15 protein-coding genes and 1 pseudogene are annotated in these 17,000 nt (G+C 57.0%); 7 read left to right on the top strand and 9 right to left on the bottom strand.

All coding sequences use genetic code 11. The features are described 5' to 3' along the window. Nucleotides 1-8: 8 nt before the first annotated feature. From B498_RS02400 to B498_RS02425, 6 genes are all read right to left on the bottom strand, one after another. Complete coding sequence (locus B498_RS02400; RefSeq protein ID WP_008503081.1) at nucleotides 9-266, bottom strand: phosphopantetheine-binding protein; 258 nt, start codon at nucleotides 264-266, stop codon at nucleotides 9-11. Next, a complete protein-coding gene (locus B498_RS02405; RefSeq protein WP_008503080.1) occupies nucleotides 247-1,062 on the bottom strand; it encodes a lysophospholipid acyltransferase family protein in 816 nt (271 codons plus the stop codon). Before B498_RS02405 ends, B498_RS02400 begins: the two co-directional genes overlap by 20 nt. Then, the gene (locus B498_RS02410) at nucleotides 1,059-1,781 is read right to left on the bottom strand and encodes a beta-ketoacyl synthase chain length factor (protein ID WP_008503079.1); all 723 of its coding nucleotides are present in this window, start codon (nucleotides 1,779-1,781) and stop codon (nucleotides 1,059-1,061) included. Before B498_RS02410 ends, B498_RS02405 begins: the two co-directional genes overlap by 4 nt. A gap of 68 nt (nucleotides 1,782-1,849) precedes the next feature. Continuing rightward, on the bottom strand, nucleotides 1,850-2,914 hold the full coding sequence (locus B498_RS02415) for a class I SAM-dependent methyltransferase (RefSeq protein WP_008503077.1): 1,065 nt from the start codon (nucleotides 2,912-2,914) through the stop codon (nucleotides 1,850-1,852). 69 nt (nucleotides 2,915-2,983) lie between these two features. Beyond that, nucleotides 2,984-3,373, bottom strand: coding sequence for a hypothetical protein (locus B498_RS02420; RefSeq protein WP_008503076.1), 390 nt, complete (start codon nucleotides 3,371-3,373; stop codon nucleotides 2,984-2,986). Between the two features lie 336 nt (nucleotides 3,374-3,709). Next, nucleotides 3,710-4,759, bottom strand: a complete 1,050-nt coding sequence (locus tag B498_RS02425; RefSeq protein WP_008503075.1) for an AI-2E family transporter — start codon at nucleotides 4,757-4,759, stop codon at nucleotides 3,710-3,712. A gap of 145 nt (nucleotides 4,760-4,904) precedes the next feature. On the opposite strand from B498_RS02425, the pseudogene B498_RS02430 reads away from it, so the two are divergent. Continuing rightward, nucleotides 4,905-6,121 (top strand): annotated as a pseudogene (locus B498_RS02430) (MFS transporter). A 4-nt stretch (nucleotides 6,122-6,125) separates the two neighbouring features. On the opposite strand, the gene B498_RS02435 reads toward B498_RS02430, so the two are convergent. Together B498_RS02435 and B498_RS02440 are read right to left on the bottom strand one after the other, a co-directional pair. Continuing rightward, nucleotides 6,126-6,683: a DcrB family lipoprotein gene (locus B498_RS02435; protein ID WP_008503073.1), complete on the bottom strand. Its 558-nt coding sequence runs from the start codon at nucleotides 6,681-6,683 to the stop codon at nucleotides 6,126-6,128. Between the two features lie 72 nt (nucleotides 6,684-6,755). Continuing rightward, complete coding sequence (locus B498_RS02440) at nucleotides 6,756-7,421, bottom strand: 7-cyano-7-deazaguanine/7-aminomethyl-7-deazaguanine transporter (protein WP_008503072.1); 666 nt, start codon at nucleotides 7,419-7,421, stop codon at nucleotides 6,756-6,758. Nucleotides 7,422-7,588: 167 nt separating this feature from the next. Between B498_RS02440 and tusA the strand changes: the two genes are divergently transcribed. Then, complete coding sequence (tusA, locus tag B498_RS02445) at nucleotides 7,589-7,831, top strand: sulfurtransferase TusA (protein ID WP_008503071.1); 243 nt, start codon at nucleotides 7,589-7,591, stop codon at nucleotides 7,829-7,831. 140 nt (nucleotides 7,832-7,971) lie between these two features. Here tusA and B498_RS02450 read toward each other — a convergent pair whose 3' ends face one another. After that, nucleotides 7,972-8,565 carry a YhgN family NAAT transporter gene (locus B498_RS02450; RefSeq protein WP_008503070.1) on the bottom strand — a complete coding sequence of 198 codons (594 nt, stop codon included), beginning with the start codon at nucleotides 8,563-8,565 and terminating at the stop codon, nucleotides 7,972-7,974. A 177-nt stretch (nucleotides 8,566-8,742) separates the two neighbouring features. Here B498_RS02450 and asd point away from each other — a divergent pair, with 177 nt between their 5' ends. The 5 genes from asd to glgA all read left to right on the top strand — a co-directional run bounded on the left by asd (nucleotide 8,743) and on the right by glgA (nucleotide 16,998). After that, a complete protein-coding gene (gene asd, locus B498_RS02455) occupies nucleotides 8,743-9,846 on the top strand; it encodes an aspartate-semialdehyde dehydrogenase (protein WP_008503069.1) in 1,104 nt (367 codons plus the stop codon). A gap of 249 nt (nucleotides 9,847-10,095) precedes the next feature. Further along, complete coding sequence (glgB, locus tag B498_RS02460; protein WP_032623089.1) at nucleotides 10,096-12,282, top strand: 1,4-alpha-glucan branching enzyme; 2,187 nt, start codon at nucleotides 10,096-10,098, stop codon at nucleotides 12,280-12,282. Beyond that, on the top strand, nucleotides 12,279-14,252 hold the full coding sequence (gene glgX, locus B498_RS02465; protein WP_008503067.1) for a glycogen debranching protein GlgX: 1,974 nt from the start codon (nucleotides 12,279-12,281) through the stop codon (nucleotides 14,250-14,252). Before glgB ends, glgX begins: the two co-directional genes overlap by 4 nt. Nucleotides 14,253-14,269: 17 nt before the next feature. After that, entirely contained in the window at nucleotides 14,270-15,565 is a 1,296-nt protein-coding gene (gene glgC, locus B498_RS02470) for a glucose-1-phosphate adenylyltransferase (RefSeq protein ID WP_008503066.1), read from the top strand. Continuing rightward, nucleotides 15,565-16,998: a glycogen synthase GlgA gene (glgA, locus tag B498_RS02475; protein WP_008503065.1), complete on the top strand. Its 1,434-nt coding sequence runs from the start codon at nucleotides 15,565-15,567 to the stop codon at nucleotides 16,996-16,998. Before glgC ends, glgA begins: the two co-directional genes overlap by 1 nt. Nucleotides 16,999-17,000: the final 2 nt, after the last annotated feature.

Here is a 17,000-nt window from a genome sequence, read left to right as displayed (position 1 = left end):
ATCACATCTCAGGCGCGTTGAGCGTTGATAAAGGACGCCAGCGTGGCGACGGAAAAGAAGTGCTGGCGCATCTCTTCGCTTTCAGCAGAAAGCACCACGCCATACTGGTTTTTCACGGCCAGACCCAGTTCCAGCGCGTCGATAGAGTCGAGACCCAGCCCATCGCCAAACAGCGCGGCATCGGTATCAATATCCTCTGCGGTAAGCTCGTCCAGATTCAGCGTGGTGATAATGAGATTCTTAATTTCAAGATAAAGCGCTTGCATCATTAATTCCTGACAAAGATTGAAGGCCTGATGTTAATCGATGCTGTAGATGCCGGTTTAACTGCCTTGCCGCCAGCGCCGGTTCTTGTTCATTTGCATCGTAAAATTCGTCGATGTTCACGCGGTCGCGGACATCCACGGTGAAGACAGGTTTTTCTGGCGGCACATCATACCAGCGACTTTTTTTATCCAGCAGATGTTCGCTACAGTGGATCAGCACCACCCGCAGATCGCTGTTACAGCGCACGGCGATATTTGCTGCGCCGCGCTGGAGGGAAATAGCTTCGCCAGACCGGGTACGTGTGCCTTCCGGGAAGATTAACAGCGTGTCGCCCTGAGCCAGACGCTGCTGGCTTGCAGCAAGCAGAGGCTCGGCTTCGCTGTTAATCAGGTAATCCGCCGCGCGGATGACGCCGCTGACAAACGGATTGCGCAGCAGCGCGCTTTTCACCAGACAGTCGGTTTCTGGCATCACCGATGCCAGAATCACGTAGTCAATTAACGTGGGGTGGTTAGCCACCACCAGACAACCCCGATCGTTGCGCAGGGCGTCAAGATTGTGAATGCGATAGTCCAGTACCCCGAGGCCACGGGCAACGGTCAGGAAGAAGCGGAAGCTGGCCGCAATGCTGCGCCGCGCAAGGCGACGGCGGTTGGTGCGGTCGCGCTGGACGATCAGCAGCAGGTTGAACCATACCAGTGACAGCAGCAGCCCGCCCACGCCAAACAGCACGAAGCAGAATCCGGTCATCACCAGACGCCATAACCAGTTAATTCGGGCAGTCAGGCGGTTCATGCGCGCGTCCATTGCCACAGCAAACGTTCGCCGGGTACCACAAACTGGCGTGCCTCGCTGAGATAGCGTTGCAGGAACACCAGGCTTTGCGGAAGGGCGGGTTCATCCCCCGTGCTGCCGCTGCGGGTTTCACACTGCAATTCCTTGCCGGATTCAATCACCAGCGCCAGCGCGTAGGGCCAGGTGGGCATCTGGTGCGGTAACGCCGGGTGGTAAAATTCCGGCAGTGCGCCGTCAAAATCGACCAGCAAGACGCGGGAGTAGCCCGCCTGCAGCAGGCTCAGGACTTCACATAATGCCTGCTGGAAGGTGTCCAGCCCGGCAGAAATGGATGACGAGACGATTGCCTGGCGTGCGGTAATCGTGAGATTGCCCACCGCCGAGTTGTGCACGGACATGGCGAAGTCGGTAGGCGATACGGATTGCCCCGTCGCCAGAGCATGCAGAATACGGTAGTTGCGCTCCAGCTCGCCGTGGCGGCTGGAATAGACGACGGCATCAATGGCGTGGTGTTGCAGCATAGCGAGACCAATGTCCACCGCCAGCTTACTGCCTGAATTGAGGCGGCGCGCGGTCATCATGGGTAAAGCGGTCAGCCGGGGAAGCGGGGCCGCTGGATCGACGGGCAGCTGCAGGCGTGACCACGCCTGCCACTCTGTGGCATCGCTGAGTCCTGGGGCTCTCGCCTGCCAGTCGATAATGTTCAGTGAAAATTTCATCTACGCGCGTCCGCGAAAAAAAACCGTATTCAAAGGGCAGACCTGGCCACCCGGGCAGCTAAGCTGCTCTATTGTTCACGTTTGGTGCATATCAGCAGGGTATGCCCGACCCCAAGGTTATCCAGACGCTGTTCAACGCTGAAACCTGCGCTCTCCAGGTAACGATAAAACGCCTCTACGCTGTAAAACCGGCTATTGCCATTCGCCATACAGGTGAAATAGAGCGAGGTGGCATTCAGGCTGAAAGAGGCCGCTTCAAACTTCTGGGCATCCCAGAAAAGCTCCATGATGCACAAACGTGCGCCTGGCTTCATGACCTGTGCGACGCGCGTCAGCATGGCGACAATCTGATCCGGAGAGAAACAATCCAGAAACTGGCTCATCCACCAGACGTCGGCCTCACCCGGCAAGGCTGCTGGGCTAAGCATATCGACAGCATGGAATCCAATACGATGAGAAAAACCTGCTTTTGCGATGTTTTCCTGCGCCAGCGCTATCTGCTGCGGCAGGTCGAGGATCGTCACGGCAACATTTTCGTCATAGCGGCAGCAGCGTAACGCCCATTTACCCGTATTTCCGCCCACATCGTACAATTTTGTCGGCGAGCTTGCGAATATATATGGCAAAGCGGCGTCAAACGCGGCGTCGGAATAGTAATGATCAAAGGCGAACCAGCTCTCTTTCGCCTGTGCCGGTAATTGGGATAATGCCGGATAGATGGTTGGCCAGTTGCCAAACACCGCTAAGCCCGCAGGTTTTTCTTCCTTCAGGGCGTCCGCCAGGTGAAATAGCCCTTTGTAACAAACGTCCTGAGTGAAATCCATATTTACGCGGGTCATTTCATCGTGCAGTAAAAAGTGGCCCACTTTCGCCAGAAAATAACGTCCATGCTGTTGGGTAACGATCCGCCCGCTTAATCCCATATCCAGCAGTACGCTGACGCCATAGCTGCCGAGCGTGCTGTGTTCGGTTATTTCCTCGAGGCTGGCACCCTCTTTACCTTGTTTATCGAGCCAGGCGAGAATGCCTGAGTTACGCAGACAAAGCGCGGTCTGAAATAACATCGGAGCAAAAGCGATGCGTTGCGCTTCGGTAATGGCATCCAGTGCGCTGAGCGTATCCTTTTCGTACATTGCTGCGTAACCTTTCAGGGCAAGAAATAAGGGTTATCGGGCCATATGCGGCCCGACTTTAGAAAAATATTACAGTGCGGCGCCCGCGGAGAGGTTCAGCTGAATATCGTGGTCGAGGTTATTCACCCAACGGTTATAATTTTTGTGAATTTTACCGTCAGCCGCTTTCAGGTTCATACTGCTTTCGTAGTTAATGGAATAGCTTGTTGCGGAATAAGGAATACGAACGTCGACCGAGTGGTCGCGCGCCTGCAGACGACCTTTGATAACGCCCGGACCGGCTTCCGTCATGATCCAGTCACGTTTTTGTCCTGCTTTCAAAATCGCTGTTTTTACCTGGTCGGCGGTATGACCCGCGCTCACAGTAGAGTGAACCTGAGCGATTGGGGCAGTACGCGCACAGCCTGCCAGTGCGCCAACGAATACGGCGGCAGCACACCATTTAACGATCTTTTTCATCAACAACTCCATATCAATAATAACAATTAAAGGTAGTGGTTTTTACAAATAATATTCATCCGGCGTTTCTTATGTGCCAGATGTTTTTTTAATCAATATTAAGGTTTGCATTACGTTGACGCGAAGGCGGGCATAATAACATGGAAAATAATTAACAATTTCATTTTTTTTAATTTGCGTTAAATCATGATTTGCGTTTCAACGTAATGCGACCGACGTAAACAAAAACAGAATTAATATTTCCTTAACGCAAATAAAAATACCGCGACAGATTATGAACGCGGTAATTTAAGGCGGATTATTGACGGTTTAAACCTACCTATACAGGTAGGTCAGCTACCCAGGCAACCGGCTTTTCGGCCTTCCCGGCCCGAGCAAAATGGCCAGCTTGCTGCCGCCTTTGGTGGTCTCCATCCAGATCTTACACACGCTGGTCAGGGGGACCGAGAGCAGCATACCGACCGGGCCCAGCAGCCATCCCCAAACCAGTAAGGATAAAAAGACGACCAGCGTCGACATGCCGAGCCGGTGCCCCATCATGCGTGGTTCGAGAATATTGCCCAGCACCATGTGCACGACGAGGAATAACGCGCCGACCAGCATACATTCGTAGAAACCGTTAAACAGAAACGCCTGAATCATCGGCGGCACGGCGGAAAGCACCGCGCCAATGTTGGGCACGTAGTTCAGCAGAAACGCCAGCACGCCCCACATCAGCGCGAACTGCACGTTCATCAGCATCAGCCCCAGCCAGACGATGATCCCGGTCCAGACGCTCAGCAGCGTTTTCAGCGCCAGATATTTAGAGACGCCCTTCAGCGCCCGGTGTAAGCCAGCAATGTGAATTTGTGGGTTATTCAGTGCAAAGCGCAGCTTATAGGGGACGTGGCGGACTTCAAACAGCATAAACACCACCGTCATGACCAGCAGCAGAATGCTGGCCATCGCGCCGGAAAGCCCCGTCATCAAGGTGGTGGCGTAGGTCATGACCTTCTCGGAGTCCATCCTGCGCAGCATCCGTTCGGGTGAGATATGCAGATTAAGGAAAGGCACCATCTCCTGGAGTGCGACGATCTTACGCGTCAGCTCTTTGTTGTACTGCGGCAGCATGGTGGAGAATTCACTCAGCGAGGCCGCCAGCACGCCGAAGAGCGCCGTCAGGGCAATCAGCATCACGATGACGACGATAGTGATGGCGACCGGGCGGCTAACGCCCCGGCGCAGAAACCAGGTGACCAGAGGATTAAGCACAATGGCAAAAAAGAGCGCCAGCAGGAGCTGAACTATGATGTCGGCGGCCGCATGGATACCCGCAAGGATAACCACCAGACAGGCGAGTTTTAATAAGATGTGGAGTCCTGCTTTGTCGGACGGGTTAGCGATCATGCGCGTTCCTTAATGTGATGACCCGGTAAGTGTAGTGCCCGGGCCTCGCTTCGTCTGGCACCGTTAATCTGAAAGTCGCTGCTGATTTTCTTATTGGGGCGTGGTAATAGTGAAACACTGTTGTAAAAAATCCAGGTAGAACCCCATGCCCGAACCTGCCGCTGAACCGGCACTGAGCGGACTGCGCCTCAATCTGCGCATCGTTTCCGTTGTGATTTTTAACTTGCCAGCTATCTCACCATCGGCCTGCCGCTGGCGGTTCTGCCGGGCTATGTCCATGACGTGATGGGCTTCAGTGCCTTCTGGGCGGGGCTGGTGATTAGCCTGCAGTATTTCGCCACGCTCCTGAGCCGCCCGCATGCCGGGCGCTACGCGGACACGTTCGGTCCAAAAAGCATCGTGGTGGTGGGATTGTGCGGCTGCTTCCTCAGTGGTCTGAGCTACCTGCTGGCTGCCTCAGCCAGCCACTGGCCGCTGGTCAGCCTGGCGCTGCTCTGCCTGGGCCGCGTCATCCTCGGCATTGGGCAAAGCCTGGCGGGAACCGGCTCAACGCTCTGGGGCGTGGGGGTGGTAGGCGCGCCGCACATTGGTCGGGTGATCTCCTGGAACGGGATTGTCACCTACGGCGCGATGGCGCTCGGTGCGCCGCTTGGCGTGGCCTGCTATGCCTTTGGCGGACTGTATGGACTGTCGCTCACCATTATGGCGGTCGCGCTTGTGGCGATACTGTTTGCGCTGCCGCGCCCGAAAGTGAAGGCCAGCAAGGGCAAGCCGCTGCCGTTCCGGGCGGTGCTCGGGCGGGTCTGGCCATACGGGATGGCACTGGCGCTGGCGACCACCGGCTTCGGGGTCATCGCCACCTTCATTACCCTGTTCTATGACGCCAAAGGCTGGGACGGCGCGGCCTTTGCGTTAACCCTGTTCAGCTGTGCGTTTGTTGGCGCGCGTCTGCTTTTCCCTAACGGCATCAACCGTCTGGGCGGGCTGAACGTGGCGACGATCTGCTTTGTGGTAGAGATTGTCGGGCTGCTGTTGACCGGCGTAGCCAGCGCGCCCTGGATGGCGAAAATGGGCGTATTTCTCGCGGGAGCCGGTTTTTCACTGGTCTTCCCGGCGCTGGGCGTGGTCGCGGTAAAAGCGGTACCGCAGCAGAACCAGGGGGCGGCGCTGGCGACCTATACGGCATTTATGGATATGTCGTTGGGCATTACCGGGCCGCTGGCAGGGCTGGTAATGGCCCGGGCGGGGGTACCGGTGATCTATCTCGCCGCGGCGGGTCTGGTCATGATGGCATTGCTGCTGACGTGGCGGTTAAAAAAATGGCCCCCGGTGCAGGCACCGGAGGCCACGTCATCATCGTGAAACGTTACTGGATCACGATGGTGTTAATGATGTTTTCAGCAGCCGTCTGCGCTTTCTGCTGATCTTCCGCTGGCAGGGTGATCTGCAGGGTCAGGAGTTTGTTATCGACCTTGCCCAGCACGACAGAGGAGTACGCGGTCTGGCCTTTCGCAGAGATGATGCTGTCCAGCTGCTGCAGCTTATGGCCTTTCAGCTCGATGGATTTGTTGGTCACGACCTGCAGCTGCGGGTCGCGGCCGCGCTGCTGATCTTCCAGACGTTTGGACAGGACGGCCAGATCTTCGCTGGTGTCGTCGCCCACAATCACAATGACCGCTTTCTGCCCGGTTGCGTCGGAGTAAACGTGCATGTTGTTCGCCTGAGTGCCCAGCTTGCCGCTCTGGTCAGTCATATCGGCTGGCAAAGAGAAGCTGAGTTTGCCATCCATCAGATTCACCGGCTGGCCGGTCGCATTGCTTTCTGCGGATGCGCCCTGAGCAGGCGTTTTCGTGTCGCTGTTATCACAGGCTGCAAGACCCACAACCAGCAGGCCAATCCCGACATATTTAACCAGATTGCGCATTGACTTCTTCCTTTCGATAAACGGCCATAACGGCTCATTCGCTCATCTTATCACAACTGATAAAGCGAACCCTTAACCAGCCTGCAATGCCGTGATTTCAGATTTATCTGCCAGCCTTTTCAGCAGCATATTCAGCAGCACGCCGTACATGGGCAGGAAGAACACAATGCTGATGAGCACCTTGAAGCAGTAGTCCACCAGCGCGATTTCCATCCAGTGTTCGGCCATGAACGCATCCGGGCTACGCCAGAAGGCGATGAAGAAGAAGGCCAGCGTATCGCTCACGTTACCGAACAGCGTGGAGGCGGTGGGTGCCATCCACCAGCGATGATTCTGACGCAGGCGGTTAAACACGTGTACGTCCAGTATCTGCCCCAGCGCGTAGGCCATAAAGCTTGCTGCGGCGATACGGGCGACAAACAGGTTGAAGTGGGTTAACGCCTCAAAACCCTGCCAGCTTCCCATATAAAACAGGGACGACACCCCGTACGAGATGAACAGCGCCGGGAGCATGACCGCAAAAATAATGCGGCGAGCCAGCGGTGCGCCAAAAATACGCACGGTCAGATCGGTGGCGAGGAAAATAAACGGAAAGCTGAACGCGCCCCAGGTGGTATGAAAACCAAAGATGGAGATAGGGAGCTGCACCAGATAGTTGCTGGAGGTGATCACCAGCAAATGGAAAAGCGAAAGCCAGAACAACGCTTTTACGCGCTGAGATTCAGAAAACTGCGTCATATTGTGACCTTTTTATACGTTGGGGTGAGGGAACCCAATAAAAACCGCAGCATGATACTGCTTTGGCAGGACATTGCAATGGTTAGTTTTTACGCAATCGTTAACCTGGTTTGCATTGATCGCAACCGGGCGTAAACTACAGCCGTTTTTACCTGACCGAGAAGATCATGACCGACCTGTTTTCCAGCCCAGACCACACCCTTGATGCCCAGGGCCTTCGCTGCCCGGAACCGGTAATGATGGTACGTAAAACCGTGCGCAACATGCAGACCGGTGAAACGCTGCTGATCATCGCCGACGACCCGGCCACGACCCGCGACATTCCCGGTTTTTGTACCTTTATGGAGCATGAGCTGGTGGCACAGCAGACTGAGGCGCTGCCGTACCGGTATTTGATTCGTAAGGGGTAAGTTTTGTAGGCCGGGTAAGGCGAAGCCGCCACCCGGCGAATATGTTTCCTCTGCGGCCTGATGCCCTCACCCCGGCCCTCTCCCACGGGGAGAGGGAGCAAACACTAAAAATGGCCACGTAGTGGCCATTTTGCTTTTACCTAGCCCTTCATCCACGCCCGGATCCCGTCCAGGAACATCTGCGTTGCCATCATGACCAGAATCAGCCCCATCAGGCGTTCCAGCGCGTTTACCCCTTTTTCGCCCAGCAGGCGCAGGAACAGGGACGACTGCAGCAGGATAATGAACGTTCCGCCCCAGGCAATCAGCAGGGCAATCACCAGATGGCTCATCTGATTCGGATACTGATGCGACAGCAGCATCAGCGTGGCCAGAATGGTCGGGCCCGCGACGAGGGGGATCGCCAGCGGCACAATAAATGGCTCTTCACCCGCAGGCAGGCCGCTGCTGCTGCCTTCCGTGCTCGGGAAAATCATCTTAATGGCAATCAGGAACAGAATAATCCCGCCGGAAATCGACACGGTTTCGGCACGCAGGTTCAGGAATGCGAGAATTTTTTCACCCGCAAACAGGAAGATAAACATCACCAGCAGGGCGATGAGCAGCTCGCGGATCATGATCGCCCGGCGTCGCTTCGGCTCGGTGTGTTTTAGCACCGACATGAAGATGGGCAGGTTGCCCAGGGGATCCATAATCAGGATCAATAAAACCGCGGCGGAAATGATTTCACTCATGTAAATTATCCCTGAAACTCTCTAAGGTTATTATGATAATTAGCTGTATTTCTGATTGCCGGGCAATCATCGATTAATTTCGCTTGCGACTTTGGCAGCATTTTGTAATGTGAAGCATATCCCAGTTCAATACTGGCTTGCACAATCAGCACACACCCTCAGCAGGAAAAAAATGCTATGAAAAACGTTGGTTTTATCGGCTGGCGCGGTATGGTCGGCTCTGTACTCATGCAACGCATGGTTGAAGAGCGCGATTTCGACGCTATCCGCCCTGTCTTCTTCTCCACTTCTCAGCTCGGCCAGGCTGCTCCGTCCTTTGGTGGTACCACAGGCACGTTGCAGGATGCTTACGATCTGGAAGCGCTGAAGGCGCTCGACATTATTGTGACCTGCCAGGGCGGCGATTATACCAACGAAATCTATCCAAAGCTGCGTGAAAGCGGCTGGCAGGGCTACTGGATTGACGCGGCCTCGTCGCTGCGCATGAAAGACGATGCCATCATCATTCTCGACCCGGTTAACCAGGGCGTGATCACCGATGGCCTGAACAACGGCGTGAAAACTTTTGTTGGCGGTAACTGCACCGTCAGCCTGATGCTGATGTCCCTCGGCGGCCTGTTCGCGCAGGATCTGGTGGAGTGGGTCTCCGTGGCGACCTACCAGGCGGCGTCCGGCGGCGGTGCGCGTCACATGCGCGAGCTGCTGACCCAGATGGGCCAACTGCACCAGAGCGTTGCGACCGAGCTGGCAAACCCGGCATCCGCTATTCTGGATATCGAGCGTAAAGTGACCCAACTGACCCGCAGCGGCGAGCTGCCGGTGGATAACTTTGGCGTACCGCTGGCCGGTGGCCTGATCCCGTGGATCGACAAGCAACTGGATAATGGCCAGACCCGTGAAGAGTGGAAAGGCCAGGCTGAGACCAACAAAATCCTCAATACCGCGAACACCATTCCGGTTGACGGTCTCTGCGTACGTATCGGCGCACTGCGCTGCCACAGCCAGGCCTTCACCATTAAACTGAAAAAAGATGTGTCTATTCCGACCGTGGAAGAGCTGCTGGCCGCGCACAACCCGTGGGCGAAAGTGGTACCAAACGATCGCGATATCACTATGCGCGAGCTGACCCCGGCAGCGGTGACCGGCACGCTGATCACGCCGGTTGGCCGTCTGCGTAAGCTGAATATGGGGCCGGAGTATCTCTCCGCGTTCACCGTCGGTGACCAGCTCCTGTGGGGCGCCGCCGAGCCGCTGCGCCGCATGCTGCGCCAGCTGGCGTAATAATTTGTTAAATACCAGGGGTGATTTTCACCCCTTTTTTTTGCGTACTACATGGAGTAACACGCGTATGTCTTATTTTTTATCAGGAGTCATCTAGAGCGTTGGCTATGCTTTAAGGAAGAGTCATTTCTTACCTGAGGTTCGAGCGGAGCAGAATGGATGCACATTTTTGTGCTGTCCCGTTCAGGTCACATTAAAAGTCGTCCCGGAGCGCTTAAAAAGGACGACATAAAAAACAGGATGAATACCATGTCCGATCGTGTGGATAGAGACGTGATTAATGCGCTTATTGCGGGTCATTTCGCTGACCCCTTTTCTGTGCTTGGGATGCACCGTACTGAGGCCGGTCTGGAAGTTCGGGCACTGTTACCGGATGCCACAGAAGTCTGGGTGATTGAACCCAAAACCGGCCGCAAGGTCGGTAACCTGGAATGCCTCGATTCCCGTGGCTTCTTCTCGGGCGTGATGCCCCGTCGTAAAAATCCTTTTCGCTATCAGCTCGCCGTTCTCTGGCACGGTCAGCAAAACCTGATTGACGATCCCTACAGCTTTGGCCCTCTGCTTAAAGAGATGGATGCCTGGCTGCTCTCCGAAGGGACGCATCTTCGCCCTTATGAAACGCTGGGTGCCCATGCCGATACCATGGACGGCATTACCGGCACGCGGTTCTCCGTGTGGGCGCCCAATGCCCAGCGCGTCTCCGTTGTCGGACAGTTCAACTACTGGGATGGCCGTCGCCACCCGATGCGCCTGCGTCGAGAAACCGGCATCTGGGAGCTGTTTATCCCCGGGGCGCACCACGGGCAGCTTTATAAATTCGAGATGATTGACGCCCACGGCAAGCTGCGCATTAAAGCCGACCCGTATGCCTTCGAAGCGCAGATGCGCCCGGATACCGCATCGCTGATTTGCGGCCTGCCGGAGAAGGTTATCCAGTCGGAGGAGCGTAAACAGGCTAACCGCTTTGATGCGCCGATCTCCGTTTATGAAGTCCATCTCGGCTCATGGCGTCGCCACACCGATAACAACTTCTGGCTCAGCTACCGGGAGCTTGCCGACCAGCTGGTCCCGTACGCCAAATGGATGGGCTTTACCCACCTGGAGCTGCTGCCGGTCAACGAGCACCCGTTCGACGGCAGCTGGGGCTATCAGCCCACCGGGCTGTATGCGCCGACCCGCCGCTTCGGCACCCGCGACGACTTCCGCTATTTCATTGATGCCGCGCACGCCGCCGGGCTGAACGTCATCCTCGACTGGGTGCCGGGCCATTTCCCGGCGGATGATTTCGCGCTGGCAGAGTTTGACGGTACGAAGCTGTACGAGCACAGCGATCCGCGCGAAGGCTATCACCAGGACTGGAACACGCTGATCTACAACTACGGTCGCCGTGAGGTCTCAAACTACCTGGTCGGGAATGCCCTGTACTGGATCGAGCGGTTTGGCATCGATGCCCTGCGCGTGGATGCGGTGGCGTCGATGATCTACCGCGACTACAGCCGCAAAGAGGGGGAGTGGATCCCGAACGAGTTTGGCGGCCGCGAAAACCTGGAAGCGATTGAATTCCTGCGTAATACCAACCGCATTATCGGCGAGCAGGTGGACGGTGCCGTGACCATGGCGGAAGAGTCCACCGACTTTGCGGGCGTCTCCCGTCCGCCGTCATTGGGCGGCCTGGGGTTCTGGTATAAGTGGAACCTGGGCTGGATGCACGACACGCTCGACTACATGAAGCTGGATCCGGTTCACCGTAAGTATCATCACGATAAGCTGACGTTCGGGATGCTCTACAACTACACCGAAAACTTCATGCTGCCGCTGTCGCATGATGAGGTGGTACACGGTAAAAAATCGATTCTCGACCGCATGCCGGGCGACGCATGGCAGAAGTTTGCCAACCTGCGCGCCTATTACGGCTGGATGTTTGCCTTCCCGGGCAAGAAACTGCTGTTCATGGGCAATGAGTTCGCCCAGGGGCGCGAGTGGAACCACGACGCCAGCCTCGACTGGCATCTGCTGGAAGGCGGCGACAACTGGCACCACGGGGTGCAGCGTCTGGTGCGCGATCTGAACCTGACCTATCGCCACCACAAAGCGCTGCACGAGCTCGACTTCGATCCGTACGGCTTTGAATGGCTGGTGGTGGACGACCATGAGCGCTCGGTGTTTGTCTTTGTGCGTCGTGACAAGGCGGGTAACGAGATCATCGTCGCCAGCAACTTCACCCCGGTGCCGCGTGAACACTACCGCTTCGGCATTAACCAGCCGGGCAAATGGCGTGAAATTCTGAATACCGACTCGATGCACTACCACGGCAGCAACGCCGGTAACGGCGGGCTGGTACAGAGCGACGCCATCGAAAGCCACGGGCGACCCAACTCCCTGAGCCTGACGCTGCCGCCGCTTGGCACCATCTGGCTGATGCGGGAGGGCGAATGACGCAGCTTACGGCAGGTAAACCCGAACCGCTCGGGGCGCATTTTGACGGAAAGGGGGTCAATTTCACCCTCTTTTCCGCTCACGCCGAGCGGGTAGAACTGTGCGTGTTTGACGGGGAAGGTAACGAGCACCGTTACGATTTACCCGCGCGCACGGGGGATACCTGGCACGGCTACCTGTCCGGCGGGCGGCCCGGCATGCACTACGGCTTTCGCGTTCACGGTCCGTGGGATCCCGCGCAGGGGCACTGGTTTAACCCGGCGAAGCTGTTGATTGATCCGTGCGCGCACCGCGTGGACGGCGAATTTAAAGATGACCCGCTCTTCCACGTGGGCTACGGCGAGCCTGACCACCGCGACAGCGCGCCCGTCGCGCCAAAAAGCGTGGTGGTGAACGATCTTTATGACTGGGAAGACGATGCCCCGCCGCACACGCCGTGGGGCAATACGGTTATTTATGAAGCCCACGTCAAAGGGCTGACCTACCTGCATCCGTCGATCCCCAAAGAGATGCGCGGCACCTACAAGGCGCTCGGGCATCCCACCATGATCGCCTACCTGAAACACCTCGGCATCACCGCTCTGGAACTGCTCCCCGTCGCCCATTTTGCCAGCGAGCCGCGCCTGCAGCGGCTGGGGCTAAGCAACTACTGGGGCTACAACCCGCTGGCGATGTTCGCGCTCGAACCGCGCTATGCCGTCCATCCGGAAAAGGCGCGGGACGAGTTCCGCGATGCGGTGAAGGCGCTCCACGCGGCGGGCATTGAGGTCATTCTGGACGTGGTACTGAACCACAGCGCAGAAAGCGATCTCGACGGCCCGACGCTCTCCATGCGCGGAATTGATAACCGTAGCTATTATTGGATCAGGCAGGATGGCGATTACGAGAACTGGACCGGCTGCGGCAACACGCTCAATCTCAGCCATCCGGCGGTCACGCATTTTGCGTATGAATGCCTGAAATACTGGGTAGAGACGTTCCACGTCGACGGTTTTCGTTTCGACCTGGCGCCGGTGATGGGGCGCACGCCGGCGTTCAGCCAGCAGGCGCCGCTGTTTGAGGCGATAAAAAACTGCCCGGTGCTCTCGCAGGTGAAGCTCATTGCCGAGCCGTGGGACATCGGTGAAGGCGGTTATCAGGTCGGGAATTTCCCGCCGCTGTTTGCCGAGTGGAACGACCACTACCGCGACGCCGTGCGCCGCTTCTGGCTGGAGCGGAACCTGTCGCTGGGGGAATTTGCCGGGCGCTTTGCCGCGTCGAGCGATCTCTTTAAGCGCGACGGCAAACGCCCGTCGGCCACCGTCAATCTGTTGACGGCACACGACGGTTTTACGCTCAGGGACTGCGTTTGTTTCAATCAGAAACACAATGAGGCGAACGGCGAAGAGAATCGCGATGGCACTAACAATAACCATAGCTTCAATCATGGTATAGAAGGGTTAGGCGGAAGTCTGGATGTGATAGAGCGGCGACGCGCCAGCGTTCATGCGCTGCTGACAACGCTTTTACTGTCGCAGGGCACGCCGATGCTGCTGGCAGGCGACGAACATGGTCACAGCCAGCACGGTAACAACAACGCCTATTGCCAGGACAACACCTTAACCTGGCTCGACTGGGGTGAAGCCAACAGCGGGCTGATTCATTTTACCGCTGCGCTGATCCATCTTCGCCAGCAGATCCGCGCGCTGACCGCCAACAGCTGGTGGGAAGAGGGTGACGGAAACGTTCGCTGGCTGAATAAAGACGCGCAACCGTTAAGCGCGCAAGAGTGGCAACACGGCGTACCACGCCTGCAAATCCTGCTGTCGGATAAATGGCTGGTCACGCTGAACGCGACGGATGACGTCGCAGAGATTGTTTTACCTGACGGGGAGTGGCGAGCCGTTCCCCCCTTTGCCGGAGCGGATAATCCGGTAGTAATGGCTGTCTGGCACGGGCCTGCGCACGGAGTGTGCGTATTCCAAAGATGATAAAAAAGGAGTTAGTCATGGTTAGATTAGAGAAGAACGATCCCTTAATGTTGGCACGCCAGCTACCATTAAAAACGGTTGCCCTGATACTTGCGGGCGGGCGTGGTACCCGTCTGAAAGATTTGACCATCAAGCGCGCCAAGCCGGCCGTTCACTTTGGTGGTAAGTTCCGTATTATCGACTTTGCGCTCTCCAACTGCCTGAACTCGGGCATTCGCCGCATTGGCGTCATCACGCAGTATCAGTCGCACACCCTGGTGCAGCATATTCAGCGCGGCTGGTCATTCTTCAGCGAAGAGATGAACGAATTTGTCGATCTCCTTCCTGCGCAGCAGCGCGTTCACGGCGAGAACTGGTATCGCGGGACAGCGGATGCGGTGACCCAGAACCTCGACATCATTCGTCGCTATAACGCGGAATACATTGTGATCCTCGCCGGGGACCACATTTACAAGCAAGATTACTCCCACATGCTGATCGACCACGTCGAAAAAGGGGCGCGCTGCACCGTGGCGTGTCTTCCCGTGCCCGTTGCTGAAGCGACGGCGTTTGGCGTCATGCACGTAGATGCCGACGACAAAATTATCGACTTCGTTGAAAAACCGGCGAACCCGCCAACCATGCCGGGCGATGACACCAAATCGCTCGCCAGCATGGGGATCTATGTCTTTGACGCAGATTATCTTTATGAGCTGCTGGAAGAAGACGACAAAGACGAAAACTCAAGCCACGACTTCGGTAAAGACATCATTCCGAAAATCACCAAAGCTGGCATGGCGTATGCACATCCTTTCCCGCTGTCCTGCGTGCAGTCCGACCCGAATGCGGAACCTTACTGGCGCGATGTGGGCACGCTGGAAGCGTACTGGAAAGCGAACCTCGATCTGGCATCGGTCACGCCTGAACTGGATATGTACGACCAGAACTGGCCGATTCGTACCCATATGGAGTCGCTGCCGCCAGCCAAATTCGTGCAGGACCGCTCCGGTAGCCACGGTATGACGCTGAACTCGCTGGTGTCCGGCGGGTGCATCATCTCCGGTTCGGTCGTGGTGCAGTCGGTGCTGTTCCCGCGCGTGCGGATAAATTCATTCTGTAATATCGATTCGGCAGTCTTGTTGCCGGACGTCTGGGTAGGGCGCTCGTGTCGTCTGCGTCGCTGCGTGATCGACCGTGCCTGCGTCATCCCTGAAGGGATGGTCATTGGGGAGAATGCGGAAGAAGACGCGCGTCGTTTCTACCGTTCGGAAGAGGGGATCGTGTTAGTCACACGGGAAATGTTGCGGAAGCTGCAAATCAAACAGGAGCGATGATGCAGGTTTTACACGTATGTTCTGAGATGTTCCCGTTATTAAAAACGGGCGGTCTGGCAGATGTGCTTGGCGCATTACCGGCGGCGCAAATCGCCGGAGGCGTGGATACCCGAGTCCTGCTGCCCGCCTTTCCGGATATCCGGCGCGGTATACCTGATGCAAAAGTGGTGACCCGCCGTGAAACGTTTGCCGGACGCATTACCCTGCTGTTTGGACATTACAATGGCGTAGGGATTTACCTGATCGACGCGCCGCATTTATACGATCGCCCGGGTAGCCCGTATCACGATACGAACCTGTTCGCCTATACCGACAACGTGCTGCGCTTTGCGCTCCTCGGCTGGGTTGGAGCAGAAATGGCGACGGGGCTGGATCCGTTCTGGCGTCCGGATGTGGTGCATGCGCACGACTGGCACGCCGGGCTTGCCCCGGCGTATCTCGCCGCGCGCGGCCACCCGGCGAAATCGGTCTTTACCGTGCATAACCTGGCCTATCAGGGGATGTACTACGCCCATCACATGAATGACATCGATCTGCCATGGTCGTTCTTTAACATGCACGGTCTGGAGTTTAACGGGCAGATCTCGTTCCTGAAGGCGGGGCTGTACTACGCCGATCACATCACGGCGGTGAGCCCAACCTACGCGCGTGAGATCACCCAGCCGGCGTTTGGCTACGGCATGGAAGGGTTGCTGCAGCAGCGCCACCGCGAAGGCCGCCTGTCGGGCATTCTGAACGGCGTGGATGAACAGATCTGGAGCCCGGAAACCGATCTCCTGCTGGCGGCGCGCTATGGCCGTGATTCCGTGGAAGACAAAGCGGAAAACAAACGCCAGCTGCAGATTGCGATGGGCCTGAAGGTTAACGACAAAGTGCCGCTGTTCGCCGTCGTAAGCCGCCTGACCAGCCAGAAAGGGCTGGATCTGGTGCTGGAGGCGCTGCCCGGTTTACTGGAGCAGGGCGGGCAGCTGGCGCTGCTCGGCGCGGGCGACCCGGTGCTGCAGGAAGGTTTCCTTGCCGCCGCCGCGGAACATCCGGGGCAGGTGGGCGTACAGATTGGCTACCACGAGGCGTTTTCGCACCGCATTATGGGCGGCGCGGACGTCATCCTGGTGCCGAGCCGTTTCGAACCCTGCGGCCTGACGCAGCTTTACGGCCTGAAATACGGCACCCTGCCGCTGGTTCGCCGCACGGGCGGGCTGGCGGATACGGTATCGGATAGCTCACTGGAAAACCTGGCGGACGGTATCGCCAGCGGGTTTGTCTTTGAGGACAGTAATGCCTGGTCGCTGCTTCGGGCGATTCGGCGTGCTTTCGTCTTGTGGTCCCGTCCATCGCTGTGGCGCTACGTCCAACGCCAGGCGATGTCCATGGACTTTAGCTGGCACGTTGCGGCGCAGTCATACCGCGATCTCTATCAACGCTTGATGTAACG

Origin of the sequence: Enterobacter sp. SST3 (assembly GCF_000286655.1) — a bacterium.
Taxonomy (GTDB): domain Bacteria; phylum Pseudomonadota; class Gammaproteobacteria; order Enterobacterales; family Enterobacteriaceae; genus Enterobacter; species Enterobacter roggenkampii.
Note: the sequence above shows the minus strand (reverse complement) of the source record. Positions and strands in the feature narration are given on the sequence as shown.